The 24,639-nt window shown below is 57.1% G+C and carries 21 protein-coding genes and 1 pseudogene; 14 read left to right on the top strand and 8 right to left on the bottom strand.

The features are described from left to right. Positions 1 to 173 precede the first annotated feature (173 nt). From ABLV76_RS02490 to ABLV76_RS02440, 11 genes are all read left to right on the top strand, one after another. Positions 174 to 1,400, top strand: coding sequence for an SfnB family sulfur acquisition oxidoreductase (locus tag ABLV76_RS02490; protein ID WP_023318450.1), 1,227 nt, complete (start codon positions 174 to 176; stop codon positions 1,398 to 1,400). Position 1,401: 1 nt separating this feature from the next. Then, the gene (locus ABLV76_RS02485; RefSeq protein ID WP_004202921.1) at positions 1,402 to 2,076 is read left to right on the top strand and encodes a methionine ABC transporter permease; all 675 of its coding nucleotides are present in this window, start codon (positions 1,402 to 1,404) and stop codon (positions 2,074 to 2,076) included. A 31-nt stretch (positions 2,077 to 2,107) separates the two neighbouring features. Beyond that, positions 2,108 to 2,884 carry a MetQ/NlpA family ABC transporter substrate-binding protein gene (locus tag ABLV76_RS02480; RefSeq protein WP_053810291.1) on the top strand — a complete coding sequence of 259 codons (777 nt, stop codon included), beginning with the start codon at positions 2,108 to 2,110 and terminating at the stop codon, positions 2,882 to 2,884. Positions 2,885 to 2,936: 52 nt separating this feature from the next. Further along, a complete protein-coding gene (locus ABLV76_RS02475) occupies positions 2,937 to 3,980 on the top strand; it encodes a methionine ABC transporter ATP-binding protein (RefSeq protein ID WP_114506145.1) in 1,044 nt (347 codons plus the stop codon). 148 nt (positions 3,981 to 4,128) lie between these two features. Next, entirely contained in the window at positions 4,129 to 5,832 is a 1,704-nt protein-coding gene (locus ABLV76_RS02470; protein ID WP_348878166.1) for an ABC transporter substrate-binding protein, read from the top strand. A gap of 44 nt (positions 5,833 to 5,876) precedes the next feature. Further along, positions 5,877 to 6,836, top strand: a complete 960-nt coding sequence (locus tag ABLV76_RS02465; protein WP_004202926.1) for an ABC transporter permease — start codon at positions 5,877 to 5,879, stop codon at positions 6,834 to 6,836. Continuing rightward, positions 6,833 to 7,783 (top strand): oligopeptide ABC transporter permease, encoded by a 951-nt coding sequence (opp4C, locus tag ABLV76_RS02460; RefSeq protein ID WP_017899542.1) that lies wholly within the window; start codon positions 6,833 to 6,835, stop codon positions 7,781 to 7,783. The genes ABLV76_RS02465 and opp4C overlap by 4 nt, the downstream gene beginning before the upstream one ends. After that, positions 7,780 to 8,760 (top strand): ABC transporter ATP-binding protein, encoded by a 981-nt coding sequence (locus tag ABLV76_RS02455; protein ID WP_023318454.1) that lies wholly within the window; start codon positions 7,780 to 7,782, stop codon positions 8,758 to 8,760. Before opp4C ends, ABLV76_RS02455 begins: the two co-directional genes overlap by 4 nt. Further along, positions 8,757 to 9,728, top strand: a complete 972-nt coding sequence (locus tag ABLV76_RS02450) for an oligopeptide/dipeptide ABC transporter ATP-binding protein (RefSeq protein ID WP_130943852.1) — start codon at positions 8,757 to 8,759, stop codon at positions 9,726 to 9,728. Before ABLV76_RS02455 ends, ABLV76_RS02450 begins: the two co-directional genes overlap by 4 nt. 368 nt (positions 9,729 to 10,096) lie before the next feature. Continuing rightward, positions 10,097 to 10,624 (top strand): anti-virulence regulator CigR family protein, encoded by a 528-nt coding sequence (locus tag ABLV76_RS02445; protein WP_023318456.1) that lies wholly within the window; start codon positions 10,097 to 10,099, stop codon positions 10,622 to 10,624. A 118-nt stretch (positions 10,625 to 10,742) separates the two neighbouring features. Further along, the gene (locus tag ABLV76_RS02440) at positions 10,743 to 11,231 is read left to right on the top strand and encodes a DinB family protein (protein ID WP_094334033.1); all 489 of its coding nucleotides are present in this window, start codon (positions 10,743 to 10,745) and stop codon (positions 11,229 to 11,231) included. Positions 11,232 to 11,244: 13 nt separating this feature from the next. Here the strand turns inward: ABLV76_RS02440 and ABLV76_RS02435 are convergent, their stop codons facing one another. From ABLV76_RS02435 to ABLV76_RS02425, 3 genes and pseudogenes are all read right to left on the bottom strand, one after another. Then, positions 11,245 to 11,382 carry a hypothetical protein gene (locus ABLV76_RS02435; protein WP_229583961.1) on the bottom strand — a complete coding sequence of 46 codons (138 nt, stop codon included), beginning with the start codon at positions 11,380 to 11,382 and terminating at the stop codon, positions 11,245 to 11,247. An 822-nt stretch (positions 11,383 to 12,204) separates the two neighbouring features. Continuing rightward, positions 12,205 to 12,318, bottom strand: a pseudogene (locus ABLV76_RS02430) (LuxR family transcriptional regulator); the annotation flags it as partial. A gap of 159 nt (positions 12,319 to 12,477) precedes the next feature. Next, complete coding sequence (locus tag ABLV76_RS02425; protein ID WP_348878165.1) at positions 12,478 to 14,010, bottom strand: MFS transporter; 1,533 nt, start codon at positions 14,008 to 14,010, stop codon at positions 12,478 to 12,480. A 116-nt stretch (positions 14,011 to 14,126) separates the two neighbouring features. On the opposite strand from ABLV76_RS02425, the gene ABLV76_RS02420 reads away from it, so the two are divergent. Together ABLV76_RS02420 and ABLV76_RS02415 are read left to right on the top strand one after the other, a co-directional pair. Beyond that, positions 14,127 to 15,050, top strand: coding sequence for a LysR family transcriptional regulator (locus ABLV76_RS02420; protein ID WP_064189789.1), 924 nt, complete (start codon positions 14,127 to 14,129; stop codon positions 15,048 to 15,050). Positions 15,051 to 15,514: 464 nt separating this feature from the next. Beyond that, positions 15,515 to 16,657, top strand: coding sequence for an HNH endonuclease (locus tag ABLV76_RS02415; RefSeq protein ID WP_052469718.1), 1,143 nt, complete (start codon positions 15,515 to 15,517; stop codon positions 16,655 to 16,657). Between the two features lie 581 nt (positions 16,658 to 17,238). Here the strand turns inward: ABLV76_RS02415 and ABLV76_RS02410 are convergent. The 5 genes from ABLV76_RS02410 to ABLV76_RS02390 form a co-directional block, all read right to left on the bottom strand. Further along, entirely contained in the window at positions 17,239 to 18,147 is a 909-nt protein-coding gene (locus ABLV76_RS02410) for an SIR2 family protein (RefSeq protein ID WP_348878164.1), read from the bottom strand. Positions 18,148 to 18,835: 688 nt separating this feature from the next. Then, complete coding sequence (locus ABLV76_RS02405; protein WP_072140470.1) at positions 18,836 to 19,825, bottom strand: 2OG-Fe(II) oxygenase family protein; 990 nt, start codon at positions 19,823 to 19,825, stop codon at positions 18,836 to 18,838. 20 nt (positions 19,826 to 19,845) lie between these two features. After that, a complete protein-coding gene (locus ABLV76_RS02400) occupies positions 19,846 to 21,264 on the bottom strand; it encodes an amidohydrolase family protein (RefSeq protein ID WP_048294994.1) in 1,419 nt (472 codons plus the stop codon). Between the two features lie 11 nt (positions 21,265 to 21,275). After that, the gene (locus ABLV76_RS02395) at positions 21,276 to 22,265 is read right to left on the bottom strand and encodes an ABC transporter substrate-binding protein (protein ID WP_043519923.1); all 990 of its coding nucleotides are present in this window, start codon (positions 22,263 to 22,265) and stop codon (positions 21,276 to 21,278) included. Between the two features lie 294 nt (positions 22,266 to 22,559). Continuing rightward, the gene (locus ABLV76_RS02390; RefSeq protein WP_002908057.1) at positions 22,560 to 23,459 is read right to left on the bottom strand and encodes a LysR family transcriptional regulator; all 900 of its coding nucleotides are present in this window, start codon (positions 23,457 to 23,459) and stop codon (positions 22,560 to 22,562) included. Between the two features lie 207 nt (positions 23,460 to 23,666). Here ABLV76_RS02390 and ABLV76_RS02385 point away from each other — a divergent pair, with 207 nt between their 5' ends. Next, positions 23,667 to 24,635 (top strand): PDR/VanB family oxidoreductase, encoded by a 969-nt coding sequence (locus ABLV76_RS02385; protein WP_004202954.1) that lies wholly within the window; start codon positions 23,667 to 23,669, stop codon positions 24,633 to 24,635. Positions 24,636 to 24,639: the final 4 nt, after the last annotated feature.

The following is a 24,639-nucleotide window of genomic DNA, read 5'->3' as shown; positions in this document are numbered from 1 at the left end:
CATTTGCAGCAGTCCGCTCCGTCAGCAGACATAGCCACCCCGCTAAATATCGCCAACCTGCCTTCCTCTCTCGCTGGCACGTGTTTTGCTTACTCATACATATAACCCATGGGCATTATGAATAATTTATTTATCCAATTTACGCATAAGCTATTCACTGAATAAGAGAGAAGATGATGTCAGCCAGTTCACCCGCTCTGCCTTACACCCAGTCCTCGCCGCAGGCGCATATTATTGCCAGCGATGCGGAAGCCCTCGCCATCGCCGATGAGATCGCCGCCGTGCTCAAACCCGGCGCCGCCGAGCGCGACCGCACGGGTATCGTCCCGGTGGAGATCGTCAATACCTACTCCAACAGCGGGCTGTGGGGTATTACGGTGCCGCGCCGCTTTGGCGGCGCCGAGGTCTCGGCCGCGACCCTGGCGCAGGTCATTGCCATTCTTTCCGCGGCCGATCCATCGTTAGGTCAGATTCCCCAGAACCACTATTGCCTGCTGGAAGATATTCGTCTGCAGGGCAGCGACGACCAGCAGGCGTTCTTTTTCGCCCAGGTACTGCAAGGCTATCGCTTCGCCAATGCCCTGTCGGAAACCGGGGGGAAAACGGTCCTCGATATTCGTACCCGTATCGTGCAAGGCGCCGAGGGGCTGCGGATCACTGGCCGTAAAGGCTATTGCACCGGATCACTGTATGCCCACTGGATTGGCATTCTGGCGCTGGATGCTGACGATCGCGCCCAGCTCGCCTTTGTGCCACAGAACAGCCCGGGGCTGACGGTGGTCGATGACTGGGCGTGCCTCGGTCAGCGAACTACCGCCAGCGGCACCGTACTGGCCGATAATCTTCCGGTCAATCCCTTCCACCTTTTCCCAACGTGGAAGTCCTACGCCAGCCCGACCCTTGCCGGCCCCTTCGCCCAGTTGACCACCGCGGCGATAGACGCCGGTATCGCCCGCGCGGCGCTGGACGATACCGTGGCGTTCGTGCGCAACAGCGCCCGACCGTGGATCGACGCCGGTGTGGCGCGGGCCAGTGACGACCCGCTGACTATCTACCATATCGGTCAGCTGGATAGCCGTCTTGCCGCTGCCGACGCGCTGCTGGAGCGGGCCGGACGGGTGCTCGACCGCTATAAAAATGACCTCAGTGAGGAACATGTCGCCGAGGCGTCGCTGGCCGTCGCCCGCGCCAAAATCTGGACCACTGAAGTGGCGCTGGAGGCCGCCAGCCGCCTGTTTGAGCTGGGGGGCACGCGGGCTACCGGTGAGTCGCTCAACCTCGATCGCCACTGGCGCAATGCCCGGGTGCACACCCTGCACGACCCGGTACGCTGGAAGTATCAGCTGCTCGGAAACTGGGTTCTGAACGGTATTCGTCCGCAACGACATGACTGGAACTGATATGACGAGTCTGCTGGCATTTTTCGCACAAATCGACTGGAGCGATGTGGCCCAGGCCGCCCTCGATACCCTCACCATGCTGGCCTGGTCGCTGGGCTGGACCGTGCTGCTGGGCCTTCCGCTGGGGATCGTACTCTATCTCACCGGCGAGCCGCGTTTGCTGTACGCCCCGCGTCTTTACCGCCTGTTGTCATTGTGCGTCAACGTGCTGCGCTCCCTGCCGTTCATCATTTTACTCATTGTTATGATCCCGTTGACCACGTTGCTGACCGGCACCTCGCTGGGGGTGGAAGGAACCATTCCGCCGCTGGTCGCCGGCTGCGCCCCGTTCTTCGCCCGGCTGGTGGAAACCGCACTGCGCGAGGTGGAGCACGGCCTGGTGGAGGCCAGCTGGTCGATGGGCGGCAGCACCTGGCAGCTTATCTGGCACACGCTGTTGCCGGAGTCGCGGGCCGGGCTGATCGCCGCTGTGACCGTGACGGCCATTTTGCTGGTCGACTACACCTCGATGGCGGGGGTGATTGGCGGCGGCGGGCTGGGCGATCTGGCCATTCGTTTTGGTTATCAGCGCTTTCAGACTGACGTGATGGTGGTCACCGTCCTGATGCTGATTGCGCTGGTACAGCTTCTGCAAATGAGCGGCGACCGCCTGGTGCGCTACGTCAGCCGCAAATAACTTACCTTTCCAGGTTTCAGGAATCATTATCATGAAAAAATCCATTATCGCCGCCGGACTTCTGGCCCTCTTCTCCACCACAGCAATGGCTAACGAGACGCTGATCGTCGGCGCCACGCCGGTACCGCATGCGGAAATCCTGGGGTTTGTGAAGCCCGTGTTGGCAAAGGAAGGCGTCGATTTACAGATCAAAGTATTTAACGATTTTATACAGCCCAATCAGCAGCTGGCGGAGAAACACCTCGACGCTAACTACTACCAGTACCGTCCGTTTCTCGATAACTACAACCAGACCCGGCATACCAACCTTATTCCGGTGGTCGGGGTGCATATCGAACCTTTCGGCGCCTACTCCAGCAAATACACGAGTCTCACCGCGGTGCCTGACGGGGCGACGATCGCCATTCCTAACGATCCGGTGAACACCGGACGCGCGCTGGTGATGTTAAGCAACGCCGGGCTGATTACCCTCAAGGATCCGCACAATCCGCAATCGGCAACGAAGGACATCACCAGCAACCCGCATCACTTTAAAATCCGCGAACTGGAGGGCGCCATGCTGGCGCGGGCGGTGAAGCAGGTCGACCTCGCCTTTATCTTTGCCAACTATGCGCTGGAGGCTGGTATCGACACCGATAAAGCGTTGCTGGTGGAAAAAGGCAGCGATCTGTACGTCGAATATCTGGTGGCGCGTCCGGACAATATTCAGGACCCGGGCATTCAGAAACTGGCGCAAGCGCTGCATTCGGACGCCGTTCGTCAGTTCATTCTGACGCGTTATCAGGGCAAAATTTTACCCGGATTTTAATCACCGCGGGCAGCGGCGACAGCCGCTGCCCGGGCTAACGGAGCGCATCATCGTGACGCATATCCCCGCCCCACCGATCCATATTGAGTTTGCTGGTATCAGCAAAGCCTATCCTAACGGCGTGCAGGCGCTACAGGACATTGACCTGACCATCCGTCAGGGCGAAATTTTCGGCATCATCGGCCGCAGCGGCGCCGGAAAATCCACCCTGCTGCGCCTGTTTAATCGCCTGGAAAGTGCCGATAGCGGCGAGATGTTCATCCACGGCGAGTCGACCGTTCGCTACTCCACGCGCCAGCTGCGCGACCTGCGTCGGCGGGTGGCGATGATTTTTCAGCACTTTAACCTGATGGCCACCAAAACCGTGGCGCAGAATATTGCGCTGCCGCTGAAGATGGCTGGCATCCCGGCCGGCGAACGTCAGCGGCGGGTAACGGAAATGCTTGAGCTGGTGGGCCTCAGCGCCCTGCGCGACAGCTACCCTGCCCGCCTTTCCGGCGGCCAGAAACAGCGAACCGGCATCGCCCGGGCGCTGGTCACTCAACCGGAAATTCTGCTGTGCGATGAGGCAACTTCGGCGCTGGATCCGGAAAACACCTTGTCGGTGTTAACCCTGCTGAAGGAGATTAACCAGCGCCTGGGGCTGACTATCGTGCTGATCACTCACGAAATGGAGGTTATTCGCACCCTCTGCGATCGGGTCAGCGTGCTCGAAGGCGGACGCATTGTCGAACAGGGGGAGGTCTGGCGCGTGTTTGGCAACCCGCAGCATCCGGTGACGCGCGCTATGCTCGGCCTGCAGCACCCCGACCGCCCGGAGGCCGGGCCATCGCTGCGCGACGGCGAGCAGATCGTGACCTTACGGTTTGACGGCAGCAGCGGTCGCGAACCCAATCTGCAGCATATCGCCAGCCTGCTGGGGGGCGACGCCCGCCTGCTGTACAGCAACTGCGAGCGTATCCAGGGCCGGGTCATCGGCCAGCTGCAGGTCCGGCTGAGCGGGCCGCTGGCCGCCAGCGCGCTGGTGCAGGATGGCTGGGTCGCGGACAGCATTTTGACCCACCCTCTTCAGGCAGCGGAAACCACTGCGCCATAGCCATAGAATGGAATTATATTTCCGATCCTTTGCTAAGGATAATTGGTTATAAATCATAGCGTTTCAGTGTTAGACAGGGCGAAGTGCGCCTCTTATCTTTCGTCATGAATTGTAAATCACCACGCAATCACTTGATGAGGTAGCACTTTTGTCCAGATTACAACAAGGATTAAAAACCCAAAAAACCCGCTTCGCCCTGGCGCTAAAAGTGGCCCTGCTCGGCGGCGTGGTAGCATTTTCTTCTGCTGTCTTTGCTGAGGGTCTCCTGAAAGAAGGCATCACCCCGGCCACTGACGCCAGTCAGATCCCGACCAGCGCCAAGCTGCGTAAAGACACGGTGGTGGCCGGGATCTCCGAGCCGCAGGGGATCTTTAACCCCTACTTTTTCGTCAACGGCTGGGATGAGAACGTCACGAACGTCATTTTTTCACGCCTGATCGACTGGGACAGCCAGGGCAAGCTGGTCCCGGGGCTGGCGGAGAGCTGGACGGTCAGCCCGGACAGTAAAGTCTATACCATTAAATTGCGCCCTGGTCTGACCTTCAGCGATGGTTCACCGCTGACGGCGGAAGATGTCGCCTTTACCCTGACGGTCCTGCTCGACCCCAAATATGATGGCGATACCGACATCACCCTGGCCAATATCGCTGGCGGCGCAGAATACAAAGCCGGCAAGGCTGACAGCGTCAGCGGCCTGAAGGTCATCGACCCGCTCACTCTTCAGGTGACCACCACCCAGCCAGGCGCCACCACGCTGGCCAAAATTGGCGGGCCAGTGCTGTCGAAAGCCTGGTACGGCAAAGGATATCAACGGGGACATCTCGACTATCTGCGCTCACTGCACGGCAAGCCGCTGGGCAACGGCCCTTACGTGTACGATACCTATATTCCCGGTCAGGAAATTCGTTTCCATGCCAATAGCCATTTTTACCGTGGGACGCCGCCAACGCCGCGCTTTATCTATCGCGTGACCAATCCGTCGACCAACTTCCAGTTGTTCCAGACCGGGGAGACCGACTACGACGCCTTTACCTCGCGTCCTGACGATATCGAACAGCTGAAGATGCTCGGCTTCGCCAACATTAATCTTTACGGCTCCAGCGACTACAGCCAGGTGGAATTCAACGTTCATCGTCCGGCGCTGCAGGATAAGCGGGTACGCCAGGCGCTGATTTACGGCCTGGACCGGCACAAGCTGATCGACGTGGTCTATCAGGGGTACGGCAAAGTCGCCATCGAGCCGATCGCCCCGATCTCCTGGGCCTTTAACGCAGAAGGCGTCAATCCTTACCATTACGATCCGGCGCAGGCGAAAAAGCTGCTGGATGAGGCCGGCTGGAAAGCTGGCGCCGACGGTATCCGCGTCAAAGAGGGCCAGCGCCTGGAGCTAACCCTGCTGGTGAGCAAGAAGGTGCTCAACGATGCGTTGATCCCCATCGCCAAAGAGAACTGGCGGCAGATCGGCGTGCTGCTTAAGCCGCAGGTGGTGGATTTCAACGCTCTGATGGCGCAGCGCAAAGCCGGAAATTACGATCTCGCCTCGTTCAGCACCAGCACTCTCAACGACCCGCACGACGGGGTATGGGATTTCTACAGCAGCGAAGCTAAAGAGTCCGGCTACCACAACGCGGAGGTCGATAAGCTGATTAACGCCGGCAACGCGGTGCTCGACATCGAAAAGCGCAAGCCGATCTATCACCAGCTGTATAAAGTGCTGGCCGACGATCCGCCGGTGATCCTGCTCGGCTATCGCAACATCCTTTCCGCCAGCAGCGCCCGCGTCACCGGCTTTAAACCGGATATCTACAACGGCCTGACCGGCAGCCTGCCGGATGTGAAAATCGTTAAGTAAATCCCCTGGCCGCCGGGTTAACCGGCGGCTGATGCGAGATCGTCATGAAAAATTTCATCCTGAGGCGCCTGCTGCAAACGCTGCCGATGCTACTGCTGGCCTCGTTCATTATTTTTATGCTGTTTGCCAAAACCCCCGGCGACTTTATCGATGGCAATATTACCCTGACCGCCGCCCGCGCTGCGGAGCTGAAGGCGATCTATGGCCTCGACCAGCCGCTGTTCACCCGCTATCTCCACTGGCTGGGACAGCTTCTGCGAGGCGATTTAGGTTTTTCGCTGCAGTATCAGATCCCGGTCAGCCAACTGCTCAATCAGTACATCTGGAACTCTTTTCTGCTGGCCAGCGTCGCGCTGGTCTTTTACTGGGGCATTGGCCTGGCGGTCGGCGTGGTGTCGGCCCTGCGACCTGGCTCCTGGTTTGATCATCTGGTGAGCGTTGCGGTGTTTGCCGCCATGTCATTCCCCACCTTTTTCCTCTGCCTGTTGCTGATTAAATGGTTTGCCGTCGATCTCCACTGGCTGCCGGTAGGCGGGATGACCAATACCGGCAGCGACGAAAGCGGCTGGCAGTATGTGCTGCAAGTGGCTGCCCACCTGGCGCTGCCGGTGCTGGCGCTGGTGATGCTGCAGGCGGGCAGCCTGACGCGCTATGTGCGCGCCAGTATGCTCGACGTGGTGAAAATGGATTTTATCCGTACCGCCCGCGCCAAGGGGTTGCATGAGCGCACGGTGATCCTTAAACATGCGTTGCGCAACGCCCTGCTGCCGATCATCACCCTGCTGGGCTTTGAGCTGCCGGGGCTGTTCTCCGGGGCGATCATTACCGAAAAGGTATTCAACTGGCCGGGGGCAGGCCACATCCATATCGACTCGCTGGCCGCCCGCGACTATCCGGTGCTGATGGGGTTTACTCTGTTTCTGGCGGTGCTGACGATAGTCGGTAATTTGCTCGCCGACGTGCTGTACGCCTGGGCCGATCCACGTATTCGGGTGAGGTCATGATGATCCTGTCTTACTTTGCTTCCCGTCGCCGCCAGCGGCAGGCGGCTATCCCGGCGCTGGCGCACATTACCCCCTCTCCCTGGCGCCAGGGATGGCGACAGCTGCGCCGTAACCGGCTGGCCATGTTCTGCCTGATCCTGCTGGCCGTAATGGCGGTGTGGTGCGTGCTGGGGCCCGTCTGGTCGCCGTGGAAAGATGATGCCACCGACGCCCTGAGCATCAACCAACCGCCCGGCGCGGAACACTGGCTGGGGACCGATTTCCTTGGTCGCGATGTCTACACCCGCCTGCTGCTGGCCGGGCGCATCTCGCTGATTATCGGCCTGCTGACCATGGTGATGTCGGTATTCCTCGGCTATCTGCTCGGCGCCCTCTCGGGTTATGTCGGTGGGTTAACCGACAGAGTGATCATGCGCGTGGCCGACCTGGTGATGACCATCCCTGGATTGCCGCTGTTGATTGTCGCCGGGGCGATGCTTTCCGAGCTCGATTTTTCCCCGGACTCGCGCATCTATATGGTGGTGGTAATGCTCAGCCTGCTGGAGTGGCCCCGACTGGCGCGGCTGGTGCGCGGGCAATGTCTCTCCCTGCGCGAACGCGATTTTATGCTGGCCACCCGGGTACTGGGCCTGTCGGCGCGTCGCCGGCTGTTCGGCCACCTGCTGCCGAATACCATTCCGATTCTGGTGGTGATGGCGACCATGGCTGTCGCCAACGCCATTCTCAGCGAATCCGCGCTGAGCTATCTCGGCCTCGGCGTGGTGCCGCCAACGCCGTCGTGGGGCAATATGATGGATGCCGCCAATAGCCTGATCGATTTCCAGCGCCGTCCCTGGCTGTGGATGCCGCCTGGGATCGCCATCTTTCTCACCGTGATCGCCATTAACGTGCTGGGCGATGGCCTGCGCGACGCCATGGATCCCAATATGAAACCGAGGCTGAAATGACCCTACCGTTAGTCTCTTTTAATCATCTCTCCGTCTCTTTCGCTGGCGAACGTCATCGCGTGCGCGCGGTGCAGGACGTCTCTTTCACGATTCAGGCCGGGCAAACCGTTGGCGTGGTGGGCGAGTCCGGCTGCGGCAAAAGCGTCACCGCCATGGCGCTGATGGGCCTCCTGCCGTCGCAGGCAGCGCGCATCGACGGCGGCGAAATTCGTTTCGCGGACCGCGATCTGCTGCGGCTGAACCCCAGACAGATGGCCGACCTGCGCGGCCACCAGCTGGCCATGATCTTTCAGGAACCGATGTCGGCCCTGAACCCGGTGTTGACCATCGGCGAACAGCTGTGCGAACCAGCGATCCGCCACCTCGGCGCCACGCCGAAAGCCGCCTGGCAGCTGGCTACCCGGCTGCTAAGCGAGGTCGGCCTGGCGCGCGGCGACAGCCTGATGGCCAGCTACCCCCACCAGCTATCCGGCGGCATGCTGCAGCGGGTGATGATCGCCATGGCGCTGAGCTGTCAGCCCAAACTGCTGATTGCCGACGAACCGACCACCGCGCTGGACGTCACCGTGCAGGCGCAAATCCTGCGCCTGCTGCGGGACCGGGCGCGGGCCAGCCAGATGGCGATGATGCTGATTACCCACGACCTGGGGGTGATCGCGCAGATGGCCGAACAGGTGGTGGTGATGTATGCCGGGAGGATCGTGGAACAGGGCGCCACGGCGGAGGTGCTACGCCATCCGCAGCACCCTTATACGCGTGGGCTCATCGCCTCCCGCCCGGTGCCGGGCGAGCGGCGTCGGCGACTGTACTCGATTCCCGGTCAGGTGCCGGATCTGGCCGCCCTGCCGGCGGGCTGCGCTTTTGCCGGGCGCTGCGAACGGGCGACGCCGCGCTGCCGGGAGGCGATTCCGCCGCTGCTCGGCGAGCGCCAGCGGGCCGCCTGCTTTTATAGCGAATTTGCGGAGGCGACAGCATGAGCGATCGCTATGTTATTGAAGTGGATGGATTGAAGAAGTATTTTCCGCTGCGCGACGGCCTCTTTGGCCAGCAGACCGGCGAGCTTCGCGCGGTGGACGGCGTCAGCTTTAACATCCGTCCGGGCACTATTTTTGGCCTGGTGGGCGAGTCCGGCAGCGGCAAAACCACCGTCGGCCGAACCCTGCTTGGCCTGTACGAGAAGAGCGCCGGCAGCGTGAAATTTCACGGTCAGGAGCTGGCCGACCTGACCGGGCCCGCCCTGCGCGCCATTCGGCCGAGGATGCAGCTGGTATTTCAGGATCCCTACAGCTCGCTGAACCCGCGGCTGCGTATTGGCGAGGCGATAGGCGAAGCCATGCTGCAGCACAAGCTCTGCACCCGCGATGAGCTCTATGACCGGGTGATCGACGTGATGAAGATCTGCGGCCTGGCGCCGGAACACTACGCCCGCTTTCCGCATCAGTTTTCCGGCGGCCAGCGCCAGCGGATCGGTATTGCCCGGGCGCTGATCCTCAACCCGGATTTTATCGTCGCCGATGAGCCCATCTCGGCCCTCGATGTGTCGATTCAGGCGCAGATCATCAATTTGTTTTCCGACCTGCGCGACGACCGCGGCGTCACGTTTCTGTTTATCTCCCACGACCTCGGGGTGGTGGAGCATTTATGTGACGATGTGGCGGTGATGTATCTCGGGCAACTGGTGGAAAGCGCCAGCCGCGATGCGCTGTTCAGCCGCCCCCTCCATCCCTACACCCGCGCTCTGCTAGCCGCGGTGCCGACCCTCGACCCGCACAGCGAACCGCAGGCGCTGGTGCAAGGCGAGATCCCGGATCCGATCAATCCTCCCGCCGGCTGCCGCTTTTCATCTCGCTGCCCGCAGGCCGGCGATCTGTGCCGCAGAGAAGCTCCGGCGCTGCGCGAGGTGGCCCCTGGCCATCGAGTGGCCTGCCATTGGGTCGCGTCCTGAGCGCGGCCGACGGGGGTTATTTATTTCTAAACAACCGGTCGATTGTGCGCAGCGGCGCCAGGATTTACTATCCGCTCCGTCTTGTGAGACGCGTTATGAATGAAGCGTAATATTTTTGTTCATTTTTGCCCGATGGCTTCGGGCATTTTTTTGCGACACGCCCGGGAGCGATCCTGCCGGCGACAAATTTAGCGGGGCGCGGTCGCCCGTCTGTCAAAACGCAGCAATGGAATTGCTCGTTCGCGTCCCGCTATCCCTTAATGACCTTCCCGTGAAATCCCGGAAAAAAATAAGACTCTATGAGATTGCCTGAGGCATAGCGTTATCTTATTTTTTAAGCGTGTACTCCACATTAAGGAAGCAAGATCATGCTTAAGCGTCGCACTATTAAAACAGCACTGGCGGCGGTTATTTCTCTCGCCGTCATGGCGGCACCGGCCTATGCCAACCCGGGTAACGGTAATGGCAATGGCGGAGGTAATCACGGGAACAGTGGTAACCATGGCAATAGCGGCAATCATGGTAACAGCGGTAACAGCGGCGACCATGGTAATAAAGGACAAAATAAAGGTCAGTCCACCGCCGATCATGGCAACCGCAAAAACTACGGCAAGCCCGACCACGTCGACAGCGATATTAGTTTCTCACGGGCGCGCTCCCTGGCCGTGAACTACGGTCTGGTCGGCTATCAGGCGCTGCCTCCGGGTATCGCCAAAAATGTCGCCCGCGGCAAACCGCTCCCTCCGGGTATCGCGAAAAAGACCCTGCCAGCTTCTATGATTAACGATCTGCCCTATTATCCGGGCTATGAATGGAGGGCGGTCGGCGATGACCTGGTGCTGGTAGCGCTGAGCACTGCCATTGTCACCGCCGTGATTAACGGTGTGTTTGACTAACTCACCTGCTTATTGAAAAGCCTCGCCCCGGCGAGGCTTTTTTTGTGCCTTGCGCTGGCGAGTGACAACTCGCTGGCATCATCGCTAAGATAATGGCTCAACCAACCCGGGACCGACTATGGACAAAGACACTGTAGTGACGCTGTTGAAGTACAAGCGCTGGATTGACCTTGCCACCTTACAGGCGATCCGCACGATAGACGGAACAGTACATGGCGAAAAACGCCACCTGACCCTCAGGCTGATGAACCATATCCATGTCGTTGACATGATTTTCCGGGCGAATCTGCGCGGCAGGACGCACGGTTACACCGCGCTGAATACCCCCGAGACGCCAACCATTGATGCGCTGGAAACGGCAATGACCGCCTGTACGGACGAATACATTCACTACGTCAGCGCCATGACCCCCGCCGATTTCCACGAACGTATCGCCTTCAAATTTGTCGACGGCGGCGACGGCAATATGACCGCGATGGAGATGTTGAACCACATGCTCTTTCACGGCGCCTATCACCGCGGCGCGGTAGGCTGGATGATTGGCGAATGCGGCGGCGTGCCGCCGAAAGATGTGCTGACCGTTTTCCTGCGCGACCATCATTCCTGAGGATGCGAGACCATCAGCCGTGAATCGCGCGGATGATCAGCAGCAGTTCTGCCTGATTACGGGTGTGGGTTTTCCGGTACAGGGCGCTAAGGTGGGTTCTGATGGTGGCGATAGATACGCCCAGATGTAAGGCGCACTCATCCGGCGTCATGCCCCGCACCAGCAGCTCCGCCACCGCATTTTCGGCAGGCTTGACGTTAAACAGTTCCATCAAGGCGCTGCCGGTGAGAAACGGCTCGGGAATAATCACGCAGGCCATCCCGGTCTGGCGGGCCGCCGGGATCACGAGGATCGGTTTCGGCTGACGCCCGGCGGTATAGCACACGCCTGCCCTCGGCGGCTCTGCCGTCCGGGTGGCCTGCTCGATAGCCCGTTTCAGTTTTTTGCTGTCGGTATCAAGGCACAGCGTATCGCCCCCGTTATACCAGGAGAGGCGGGCGTTGGCGCGCAGGTAGCGTTCGGCATGCGCGCTGGCGTAGAGAATTTTACCGCCATGATCCACCAGCCATACAGGGTAGATCCCGTTGTCCATCACCGCGCTCTGGTATTGTATGGTGTCTCGCAGCTGTTCAAATCGGGCGTGAAGCTGGCAGGCGGTTTTTAGCGCCGGGATCAAACGCCTGAACAGCTCAAACTGCGCCGGCTGTGGATAAGCCGCCGTATTGGCCGTCATCAGTGACAAATAGGTGGCATAGCCATTGAGGGTGCACAGCTTGACGCTGGTAAGATTATTCAGATCGTTGGGGTGATGAAACTCATTGTAATAGACGCTGCCGGCAATAAATTTATCGCCTAAATACTCGCGGTCCCGGTACATTTGCCCGACCGGTAACGCGGTCAATATTTTTTCGGCGGGATCGATGGCCAGAAACACGTCGCGATAGGCGGTAAAGACTTTTTCCTCGAGCAGGAGTGAATCGGTCAACAGGTGCGCATTGCCTTTATCGTAGAACAGAAATGCCGCGTACTGATGGCCGGTGAGGAACGCCAGTTTCTGCAATGCCGATTTCCACAAATCGGGATCCAGGGTGGCCATCAGCACCGTTTCCAGGATCTCGATATAAATCAGTTCAGGATCACTCGCCATACCGCCACCTGTGAGTCACTGTTTCCGCGGCCGGAGCGGCGCATGTGGCCGCCCTGATCAGCATAGTTCCGCCAGCGAAACAATGACAGTCCCGGTTCGCTGAGCGGACCGGGAAAGGCGGTTGCCGGGAGCGTGACGCCGATGCGTTATCAAGGGGGCTCAGGATCCGCTGTTGCGGGTTTGGAAATCGCTCCCCTTCCGGCATAGCGTCCGCCAGACCATCAGGGCGCACAGCAGGGTGACGACCGCCAGCCCGCTAAACAGTAGCGTATAAGCAGAGTCATAGCTCTCGCGCAGCGCCCGGAGGGAAAAGTCAGGCAAAAGCGCAGCCGCCTGCGGCATATTGCCGGCTCCCAGCCAGCCTGCGGCGCGGTGAATCACCTCGGGGGTATACCCGTGAACGCGACTCTGCAGGGTCAGGGTATTGCTTGCCGTTAATACCGCGGAGACTATCGCCAGGGCGATCCCCTCGCCGGCAACGCGAACGGTGTTGAACAGGCCTGCCGCCATACCGGCTTTCGCCACCGGCACAGCGGATATCGCCAGGCCGTCCATCAGCCCCCAGGGAAGCGCCGCCCCCGCCCCACAGAGGATCAGAGCCAGCACCAATTGCGAAAGATGGTTACTGTGAAAAGCATCGCCCAGCAACAGCAACCCGACGGAGGCCATCGTCAGCCCTCCCGTGGATACCCGCCCCGGTGAAAACCAGCGGGTGAGCAGGGCCGCAACGGATGGGAAAATCAGCATCGGCGCGGTCAGCGCCATCAGATATAGCGCGCTCTGCGACTCACTCATCCCCTCTCCGCCCATAAAATGCAGTGGAACAACAATCAGCAGGACCACGTAGCAACAGCAGGTGGCGACAGGCAGCAACAGTACGCCGACAAAACGCGGATGGCGCAGCAGGGAGAGTTCCAGCACCGGGTTGCTCACCCTCCGGCAGCGTACGGCAAACGCCACGAACAGTCCCGCCGACGCGATGAACAAGGCCAGCGTGGTCAGCGATAAAAAGCCGCGGGCCGGAATGACCATAAGCGATGCAGTAAACAGCATCAGAGCCAGCGTAAACAGGATTAAGCCGAGGTTGTCGGGTGTCCGCGGCTGGTTTTTTTCTGCCGCCGGCAGATACGCCAGACCGATAAGCAGAACCATCGCCGAGAGCAGCGCAAACAGGGCGTATACGCCGCGCCAGCCCACCGCGTCGGTCATGAAGCCGATCAGCAGCGGGCCGAACGCCAGGCCGGCGCCGAACACCGTGCCCAGGATGCTGAATGCCCGCGTCCGCTGAGCGCCGTCATACAGCTGGGCCAGCGCCGCACTGCCGCTGGCTAAAATCATCGCCGCGGCCAGACCTTGCAGCGCCCTCAGCACGCCTGACAGGAAGAGATTGTGCGTCAGACAAAACAGCAGGCTGCTCAGGCAAAACAGCGCGGCGCCGGCGATAAAAATACGTTTTCTGTCGATGGCATCCGCCTTCACCCCTGCGGCCAGCAAAAAGCTGCCGAAAGTCAGCATAAAGCCATTGGTCAGCCACGACAGCGCAGCGGGAGAGCCGCCCAGCGACTGCTGTATCGCGGGGGTGGTCATGACGCCGCCGGTAAAACTTAACGGCAGCAGCAAGGCCGCCATAAAGACAGAAAGCGCGGCCAGGGCGCTGGCGTATCGGGAAGGTGTTCTGGCGGTGAGTAACATCGGGCGGCCCTCATCAGTCGGCAAGGAATGAATAAACTATCGCCATCCTATTGCGGATGTTCTTGCCGATAAATAGACTGAAAATATCTTCTTAAGAGACAAAAGGTTTATAATCGATGGACAGCCTCACTTCGCTGACGTCCTTTGTCCGCACCGCCGAAACGCTAAGCTTTGTTCAGGCCGCCAGGCTGCTGGGGATATCTGCCTCGGCGGTGGGTAAGAATGTCGCCCGGCTTGAGCATAAGCTGGGGGTCCGGCTGTTCAACCGTAGCACCAGAAACGTCAGCCTGACGGCGGAGGGGGCCGCGTTTCTGACCCGCTGCCAGAGTATCCTGGAGCAGATCCAGGAGGCCGAGTCTGAGCTGACCAGCAGTCTCTCACAGCCCACCGGTAAACTGAGGATTTCACTGCCTGTCATCGGCTACCGCCTGCTGCTCCCCGCCCTCACCGCCTTTAGCCGTCTTTATCCGCAGGTTGAACTGGATCTCGACTTTAGTGACCGGCTGGTCAATCTGATCGATGAAGGATTTGATGTCGCTATCCGCAGCGGCGAACTAGCGGACTCCCGCTTGATCGCCAGAAAGCTGGGGGGCTTTCGTTTTGTGCTCTGCGCCAGTCCGGCCTATCTGGCGGAATACGGCGTTCCCGGCTCGCCAGCGGAATTAGCGGCGCACAAGTGTATTTTTTTTCGCTTCCCCGCGACAGGGCTGATCCAGCCCTGGGAACTGCGCGATATGCGGCTGACGGGAGATTTCAGGGCCGCTGCCATTATGACAGTCAATAACATTGAGGCCGCCATTCGCTTAAGCGCGGCGGGGATGGGCATCGCTTATGTGCCTGATTTTGTCGTGCGCGAGGCCATCAACGAGGGACAACTGCAGGAGGTGTTGCCCGGCTGTTGCGTCAAGGATGGGCATTTCTCGGTCCTGTGGCCCGCCAGCCGCTACCTGTCACCGCGAATACGCTGTTTTATCGATTTTATGGCTGCGGCAGAGATACCCTTGTCACCCGTATCGGCAAGCCCTATTCCTTGTATCTAACAATTTGTGATGATTAGCTACCCCCACTGAAGCAGAGTGTGCCGCCCCCTTCCCCTAAGGTCAGAAAAGTCTGCACCGCTGAATCCTGATCTGCAGCACATGGCCCTCCGCTTCACCTTTCACACCAGCACATCAGGGTGAACGGTTACCTGAGTTGAAGGTCCGCTGCGAGCGAGGAGCGGACGTTGGCTGGCTGGAAGGATATGTAATTCATGTTGTCGGATTAATGCTATATTATTAGAAGTATAGGTATTTTTTGATGGCAAGGTGTGAAAATGAAAGAGGGAATTCTCATCGACTATATCGTCGCAATACGTAAAAATTAACATGATAAGACTCATAGGCAATATCAATGAATATATGCTTTCATTCAGTTTGGTCATTATTTTAAATATGAGATAATTGGCCATAAGCCAAGGTGATGCTAATAGATGCTCACGCTCATTTTTTAAGAGGGAAACATAATGATTACTGTTAAGAAATGTGCTTTTTGCGATAAGTCTCTCTCAGGAAAAAATAGGACTAAAGAGCACGTTATTCCGAATGCATTAGGTGGCAGAAAGAAAACAGTAGAGTTTATCTGTAACACCTGTAATAACAAGCTAGGTGAAAAATGGGATGCGGAACTGGCTAGACAACTAAATTGGTTTTCATTGGCTGTGGGTATCAGTAGAGAGAGAGGTAAGCCTCCTAAGCAGATAGTGCAAACAGTTAAAGGTGAGAAATATTGGCTTCTGAATGATGGAACTCTCACGATAGAGAAGTCTGCGTATCTCGAAGAAGTAGAAGGCGATGCTGTAAAAATTAGCCTAATAGCAAAAAATATTGATGAAGCTAAAGAACGGCTCAAGGGCATCTCACGAAAATATCCGAAACTGGATGTTGAAAGAGCTTTAAAAGAGCTTGATGTAACCACTGACTATCTAGATTCACCTCTTCATTTCAGTTTGTCCCTTGGCGGCCCTGATGCTGGCCGTTCTTTGGTTAAAACAGCATTTGCATTTGCGTCAGTATGCGGTGTTGAAAACAATCATTGCGATAAAGCTCTACAATACTTGCTTAATGAAGATCTCGAAACTATTCCTTTTGGTTTCGCCTATCTATCCGACTTAATCCAGGGACGACCTGAGGATAAACTTTTCCATTGTGTATCGCTACATGGAGATCCAAAAACCAAATTGCTTTGGTCTTACATTGAATATTTTGGTTTCTTTCGAGTAGTGGTTTTGTTGAGTGAGTGCTACCATGGGGGTATTATAAATAAAATGTACTCAATTAACCCCTTAGATGGCACCCAAGTTGATGTAAAAGTAAATTCAGAAGTCAATCCGCAAGAGTTTTCATTGATTTTGGAGGGGGGCGGTTTTAATCATAAAGTTTATGAGGCAGCAATACATTATGCACTAACTATCATAGTGGAAAGAGATAGAAGTCGCTCTTTGGAAAAAGCAGTTGAAACAGGATTTGAACATGCATCCAAACAACTCGGAATAAATGAAGGCGAGATTATACCAAAAGAAGTTGCGGCTGAATTTACAGCATTGGTAATGCAAAAAATTAATCCATATATTGAACACTTGGTTAGAGGCGGTAGAAGAAATCAATAGGACCCAATTATGCAAGCGAAGGTGATGAATATCAGCTTCTTGTGCTGGGTCACCAGCATGTCCGGTTGAACCGTTCGATAAGAGCATTTTGTATGGAGTTATAAATTCTGCCTATCCTCCTGTCCTGATTAGCTTTAACTCGCGTTCCGCACTGAAGAGGTTTAGGAAATCCTTTTAACCTCATTGAGAGGATTCTACAGCGCTTGCGACGGAAAGGAGGGGATCGACAGCTTGCTACTGACGCTAAGGGTGATGTTCTTCAGTTATTCCTGCTATACTTGTGGCTTAACATGGTAGCGGCTAAGCGTAGCATCAACAGGGATAATTCCGGATAGCGGTGTGTGGCGGTTTATCTAGGCTTCACTGTTGTGCTGCTTTTGTGCCATTTTTTTGCCGGGTGGCGGCTACGCCTTACCCGGCCTACAAAAACTAGCTACCTTACTGGCTTGAGCCGCATTGATTGGCACAGAGCAGACAAGCTACCTGAGTTGAAGATCCGCTATGAGCGAGGAACGGACTAAATGCTCATCTCAGCGGTCAAAGGATATTTTTCTTTGACCGTTCTCTTTATAGAGAAAAGATTATCTGTTAGTTTTATTCTGAATATCTTTGATTACATCGAGGTAATACTCCTTTTCCTTCCCTTTGAACACTAACCCGAAATCATGATTAATTATAACCCCAACACTTTTCAAAAGATCGATTTTTGGTTTGGAAGCAGCGTCATTATAATAATAACCAGGAATGTAATATGTCACCTCATATTGCAAGCTTATTTTCTTTGCAATTCTAGTCCTTTCTCTAAATGTAAGTAACCACCAAAGATCAATTTCAACAAAATCCAAATTCAAGCCTAAGATATATACATCCTTAGTAAAAAAATCATCGATCCAGCTATTACCAATATTATTTGCTTGCAACCGTTTTGTAAGCGGCTCGTTGAACGATTTATTGGAATACTGACTTCCGGTAGTTGTATACCCCCGCATACTTTGCAAATAACCACTGTAATGTTCATAGCCAAGAATTATTGAGTTTGGGTTATTCACTGCTCCATGTATATGCCATATGTTTTTGTTTTTCACCTGATAATGCCTGAAAATATTGTATTTACTTTCTTTTATTACACCTTCATTTTTTAAATCATTAGGCTTGATGCTATCATCTAAACAATATTCAAAAGCTAAATCATAGTTTGTTGCTAAAATATTATTGCATTCTAACTCAATTATTCTTTGATGGATTTCATTTGGTTTTATTGCATTTATCTTTGATGCGATGGAATCTTTTATTTTATTTTCTGAAAATCCATTTTTTTGCTTATTTGAAATATTAAAATAAATCTCCTCATAGGCTAGTGGAAATGGTTTTTCATGAGTGTCAATTTTTATCCCATATGTTGTCCCTAGGTTATTTAAAACATCAAGCCAAGAATTTCCATTTGTAATATTATTTATGCCGTTTCCAATAAGTAGTGAATAATCGCGCATTTCTATCCCTTATGTTAGATACATTTCTTACACTATACTACTGATATTTATTCTAATACCAGTCATTGGCATGTTCGGCACCGATAAGTTTGATCTTGCCTAGCAACTAATGTTTTCGAATATGCCCCCCATGAAAGTCTTAGACAACTATACCTATTAATATCCTACAGAGTGCTCTTCGTAGTCAGAAAATGAGAACGAGATAACATCTGTTCATTGGTTTACTCCCTACGCAGTTTGTGAGTTAGCACCGTCCGCTCCTGGCACAAAGCAGACGTTAACACCTACAGCATCGGGAAGCTTCTGAATACCGCGTCAGCGGCATGGAGGCGCCAGATGAGGTTACATGTGTCTGTGGAGTCAAATGGCGCCGAAAGCCCGGCGTAGCCGGTTACCGAGCTATAAATTCTGCCCCCTGCCCTGGTTAGCCTTAACCTGCTAACAGCAATAAAGAAGTTAAGGTAATCCATTTAACCCCGGTGAGCTGGCTTTACGGCGTTTACGACGTAAAGGACGTGATTTTCAGGGCCTTAACCAAGGTAGCTTGCTGCTGACGCTTAGGGGGATGTTCTTCAGATATTTCAACGACACCAGGGAACTTAACACGGTAGCTGAAAAGCTCAGCGCCGGATGTCCTGCCGCGCGGCCAGCGAAAGCCGGCGGCAGGTATACCATTCAAGAGCGCATCTTACCCTTTGGCAAAATTGGCCTGGATCCGCTGCTGCAGATAATCCTCGGCGCTGATGGGCGGGTACTTTCTCTGCGGCCCGAGGATCTCGACATCTTTATTGGCCTGGCAGAAAAACGCCAGGCTGTAGCGCGGCCCCTGATATTCGTGGGGCAGCGGGTTTCTCACCCGGTGGAAGTTAGACGGCAGCTGGTCGTCGCTCCAGCGCATCAGCATATCGCCGATATTACAGGTGATCACCTCCTCGCGCGGCTCAATGCTGGTCCACTGTTGGCTTTCGCGGTCTTTACCGGGACAAACCTGCAGGCCACCCTGACCGGGGCGCTGGAACAGCAGCGTCAGACAGTCAAAATCGGTATGCGCGCCGGCCCGCCACATTCCCTGCTGCGACTGCTCGGTTGCATAGTAGTGCAGCATGCGCAAGGTGCTCTGATAGGTGTCACGCTGCGGATCGTGCGCGGTGGTGAAAAACGATTCCGGAAAACCGAGCTTTAACGCAAAGCAGGAGAGGATCTTCATCCCCAGCTGCCAGCACTGCGATTCAAACCCGAGCATCGTCTGTCGGAAGCCTGGCAGCTCCCGATCGCTGGGCCAGCGCCTATCCATCAGCGGACGGGTTATCTGATAGGACTCTTTTTGATCCGGCGTGCGGGTCGACGGCCGAACCTGCGCTTTGCTTTCCCAGCCGGCGTTGCCGGCCAGCGGATACTGGCGCTTCACCTCGTCGGGCAGGTTGAAAAACGCCTCGGTCGTGCTGAACGCCTGGCGGATCTCCGCCAGCGGAATACCATGGTGGCTGACCTGGAAGAAGCCGATCTCCACTGCCGCCTCCCACAGTTGTTCGGCAATATCATGTTTTCTTTCGGCAAAGTTCGACAGGTCGATACAGCGCACTTCGCGGGCGAAGGTCTCTTCACCCTCGGCGCCCATCAACGCCTCTTTTTCCAGTTCCTGTAAGGCGTAGCGTTGATTCTGAGTAGTTGCGTTCATCTTCATTATCCTGTTATCAGTTAAACAGCGACGCGCTGTTGGAGGGTACGGACGGCCGCCAGCGCGTCGTGGCGCATCGCGTCAAGGTCGAGACCGGGAATGGCGTCATCTTCCACGATGGGCCGGCCATTCAGCAGCAGCGCCTTCAGCGCGGCGCGCCCGCCGCAGGCCACCGGCCCAATGGCCATGTCGTGCAGGCCGAAGTAGCGCGGATCGTCCAGCCGGTAAATGGCGAGGTCCGCCTGCATGCCGACCTGCAGAGTGCCGCTCTGCGCTAAGCCGAGGATCTGCGCCCCGCCGGCGCTGCCCCAGCGCACCACATCCTCCACCGTGGCCGCATCGGCCCCGCCCTCGAAGGTGCCTCCGGCGTAGCGCGGCTGCGCCAGCATCCCCTTGCGCGCGCGCTGCAGCAGCCATGCGGCGTGGGCTTCGCTTTGCATATCCGCCGCCTCATTGGAGGCAGCGCCATCCACCCCCAGCGAGACCGGGACCCCGGCCTGCTCCAGCGCCAGCAGATCGGCGATGCCGCTGCCCAGCCGACCGTTGCTTTGCGGGCAATGGGCGATGCCGGTTCCGGTGCGGCCCAGCAGGGCAATCTCCTCCGGCAGCAGCTTCACCAGATGGGCAAACCACACGTCATTTCCCAGCCAGTCATGCTCCGCGCAGAACTGCACCGGCGTCATGGCGAATTTCTGCCGCGCGGCGTCAAGATAATCGACGGTTTCCGATAAATGGCTGTGCAGCCGGATCCCCAGCTGGCGGGCCAGCTTCGCCATCTCCCGCAGCTGGGCGCCCGGCGCGGAGTGCAGGACGGTAGTGGGCGCCATCACCACCCGGCGCAGAGAATCGGGCCGGGGGTCGTGATAGCGGCTGACCAGCCGTTCGACATCCGCCATATAGCCGTCGAAGGTTTCCGGACGCAGCGCCACCGGCAGATCCTGTTCCACCGCCCGACCCTGGGTCGCCCCACCCCGGCACAGAACGATGCGCATCCCCAGCGCTTCCCCTTCGCTGAAGACAATCTCCGAGGTATCGAAAGGCATATCTGGCCAGTACAGGTAGTTGTGATCCGCCACGCTGGCGCAGCCCGAGCGCAGAAGCTCCACCAGGCCAATGCGCACCGCCAGACGAAAGGTATGTTCATCGAAAGCCGCGCGAAAGCGGTACGGCGTGGCGCTCAGCCAGGCCGTCAGGCTCTGGTTCAGCCCCTGCGGCTCGCCCTTCAGCAGCGACTGAAAAAGATGGTGGTGCGTGTTCACCCATGCCGGATAGATCACACAGTCGCGGGCATCGATCTGTCGCTCTTCCGGAAGCGGCGTCAGGCTGCCGATGGCCGCAATCTTGCCGTCGCGGATGCGAATATCTGGCCCGGCCAGCCGCGCCGCCTCTCCGGGCAGACCGCTGAGGATGGCATGGGCATTTTTAATAATTAATGACATGGCGTCGCTCCTCAGGGTTTAACCTGCATGGCCTGAACAAATTCGGTGGTGTAGGCCTGTTTCCAGTCGGTGGCCGCCGCCAGCAGACCGGCGCTGACCATAAAATCGCGGGTCTTCTGCCAGCGCGCGTCGGTCATCGTCCCCCAGCCCTGACTGGCGGCATCCCCGCCGTCGATCAGATGATGCTCACGGATCTGGGTCACGCCCCAGGCGAGCAGATCGTCGGTCATTTTGGGGTTGTCCTGCTTAATCAGCGCATTGCCCGGCGCCGGATCCTTGAGATAGCTCACCCAGCCCTCCATTGAAGCGCGGACAAACTTCGCCATCGCCGCTTTACGCTCGGCGATGGTGTCCGGGCGGGCGATAAGAATGCCGCCATAGGGAGGGTAACCATGCTCAGAAAAGAGGAAGAAGTTCGCCTTCACCCCAGCCTTCTGCACCTGGAACACCTCGGAGCTGACATAAGCCTGCTGGGCGACAGCGTCGTCGACGACAAAGGGTTGAATATTGAAGGTGTAGGGGCGAACCTGAGCGTCGCTCAGCTGGTATTGCGCCTTCAGCCACGGCCACCATGTCGCCTGACCGGAGCTGGAGACCAGAATGGTTTTATCTTTCAGCCCCTGCAGGGAGGTGACATCGGCATGGGTCAGCAGCCCCTGGGGATCGTACTGAAAGGGCGCGGCAATGGCTTTCGCCTGGAAGCCGCGCTGAATGCCTTCCAGTAGCTGCAGGTCGTAACCGATGATCACATCGGCCCGCTTCGACAACAGCAACTGCATGCCGTTGACCTGGGGGCCACCGGAGCGGATCTCGACGTCGAGACCATATTTTTTGTACAGCCCAGTGGCCTGAGCCTGATAATAACCCCCCTGTTCCGCCTGAGCGTACCAGGAGGTCAGCAGAACGATTTTCTCCTCGGCCTGAACGGCCAGCGAGACACCGCCGAGGGCCATCAGGCCCAGCCAGCGTAAACCCCGGGGAAGGCGTGCGCCTGTTTTCATTATCCCTCTCCTCTTTACGCCGGGAGGGGGAGCGAGCGAATGTGGCTCAGCCTCCCATCCCGGTCAACATTGAACCGCGACATGGTGACTGAGCAATGTCCCGTATGGATAACCCGTACTGACCGCTTCTACTCACACTTAGCTATACAAAAACAATGCCAGATTTTATCGCCCGCGCGCGGCCGCGCAAAATCGCCTGCGCCGCCGCCCTGGGGCATGCAACCTTTGATTCATGCACACAAAAAACGCACCATTATGGTGCGCTAATGAATGATTTTAGTGCCTGCCGGTCTCTCACAGCTGGCTGAAGAGCATCTCCAGCTGGTTCAACATCATCGAGGCGGCAAGGGAAAGCTGGCGGGCGGGCGAGACGCACAGCGCCAGGGTGAAAGGCTTAAGCTGCGGATCGGTTAGCGGCACAAACGCCAGCTGGCCGGACTCGATCTCATCGAGAATATCCAGCCGACACAGGATGCCGATGCCCATCTGCTCTTTGATCAGGGTGCGGATCATGTGAATGTTATTCGATACCGCCACCTCCTTTACCTCGTTGCCGCTGATGTTCACCAGCGCCTCCACCGGCTCGCTGATCATCAATGGGGCGGACGGCAGGATAAAGGGGTAGTCGAGGCACTGACTAAAGCGCACCGCGCTGCGGCTGGCCAGCGGATGGCCGGTGGGCACCACAATCCCCATATTCATCTCAGCAAACGCCCGGACCTGCAGTTCACGAGAGGTCTGGGGATTGAGCATGATGCCGAAATCCGCCTCGCCGGAGATCAGCGCCTGCTGGATGTGGATATTGTTGATGGTGGTCAATGTAAAAGAGATGTTGGGATAATGTTTATGCACCTCTTTGAGCATCGTCGAAAAGAAATGCCGGTTAATGGCATCGATGGTGGCGATGCGCACATGCCCCCGCCGCAGCCCGCGCAGATCGTCCAGCTGCTCGCAGACCCGGGTAAAGTCCTTTTTCCAGTTATTGGCCGCGTGCAGAAGCAGCTCCCCGGCGGCGGTCAGCCTCAGCCCGGTGGGATGGCGCTCGAAGAGCGGCATCGCCAGCTCCTGTTCCACGCGCAAAATCTGACGGTCGATAGAGGACGCCGACACATGCAGCGCCTCTGACGCTTTACGAAACGATCCCTGACGGGCCACTTCGGTGAAATAGAGCAGAAATCGGGAGAAGGCAAACATGGTTTGGGTGCTCTCTTTTTTGCAACGGGTTGTGCGAATCAAAGCTCTGGACGCAACAGTTTTATCACAATACCGTAGCATTCATAGCGGAGAAACGATCGTTTCACCCATTTTCTTGCACGCCGGACAGTTCACCGCGAAGGGGAGTTATCTCTTCGCCGACCCTGGCCGCCCTGCAGACAGCGGAATGAGGGAGAGTAAACGGTAATGCACAGCCACGATTTTATTTCGGTCTCGGTCGGGGAAATACGGCCTAACGGCGAGGGAAATCTGTCTTTAATATTGCAGGCAGCGGCCGGGGAAATATTACCGGCCTACTCCGCCGGGGCGCATATCGATATTATTATTCCCGGCGTTGGCCCGCGGCAATATTCCCTGTGCGGCATGCCTGACCGCGGAAATCGCTATGAAGTTTGCGTCAGGCTGGCGGACGCTTCCACCGGCGGCTCACGCTATTTGCACCAGCAGCTCAAAGCCGGCGATCGGCTCTCCATTTCGCAGCCGCGCAACCATTTCCCCCTGCCGCAAGCCGGGCGCTACCTGCTGTTTGCCGGCGGTATCGGCATCACGCCGTTGCTGGCGATGGCTGACGCGATTGCCGCCAGAAAGGGTGAGCTGGAGCTGCATTATTATGTCGCCAGCTCGCGCCAGACCGCCTTCTCCCCGCGCCTGGCTCAGCTGGCCGCGAGCGGCACGGTGGCGATTCACTGCAGCGAGGAAGGCGAGTCGTTTCGCCAGCAGATCCCCCCATGCTTAACCGCGCCCGATCCTGATACCGCGGTGGTGGCCTGCGGCCCGGAGGGCTTTATTCAGCGACTGCGGTCGGTCATGGATGAATATCGCTGGTCGCCGTCGCAATTTGTATTCGAGCGCTTCACTCCCGCGGCGGAAAATAATACTGCGGCGAAAAACGCTTTTTATATTGAGCTGGCCTCCAGCGGGCAGCGTCTGCAGGTCGCCGCGGATCAAACCATTGCTCAGGTATTACAGCACGCCGGGGTGGAGGTCATGCTCTCCTGCGAACAGGGAATGTGCGGGTCATGTATTACCGGGGTCCTCGACGGGATCCCCGAGCACCGGGACAGCGTGCTGACGGCGGAAGAGAAAGCTGGCAACGACCAGATCACGCTCTGCTGTTCGCGGGCGAAATCGCCGGGTCTGGTTTTGGATCTGTGAGGAG

It is taken from the genome of Klebsiella sp. GB_Kp047 (assembly GCF_040065235.1).
In the GTDB taxonomy this organism is placed as follows: Bacteria; Pseudomonadota; Gammaproteobacteria; order Enterobacterales; family Enterobacteriaceae; genus Klebsiella; species Klebsiella quasipneumoniae.
This window is presented reverse-complemented; position numbering and strand designations above follow the sequence as displayed.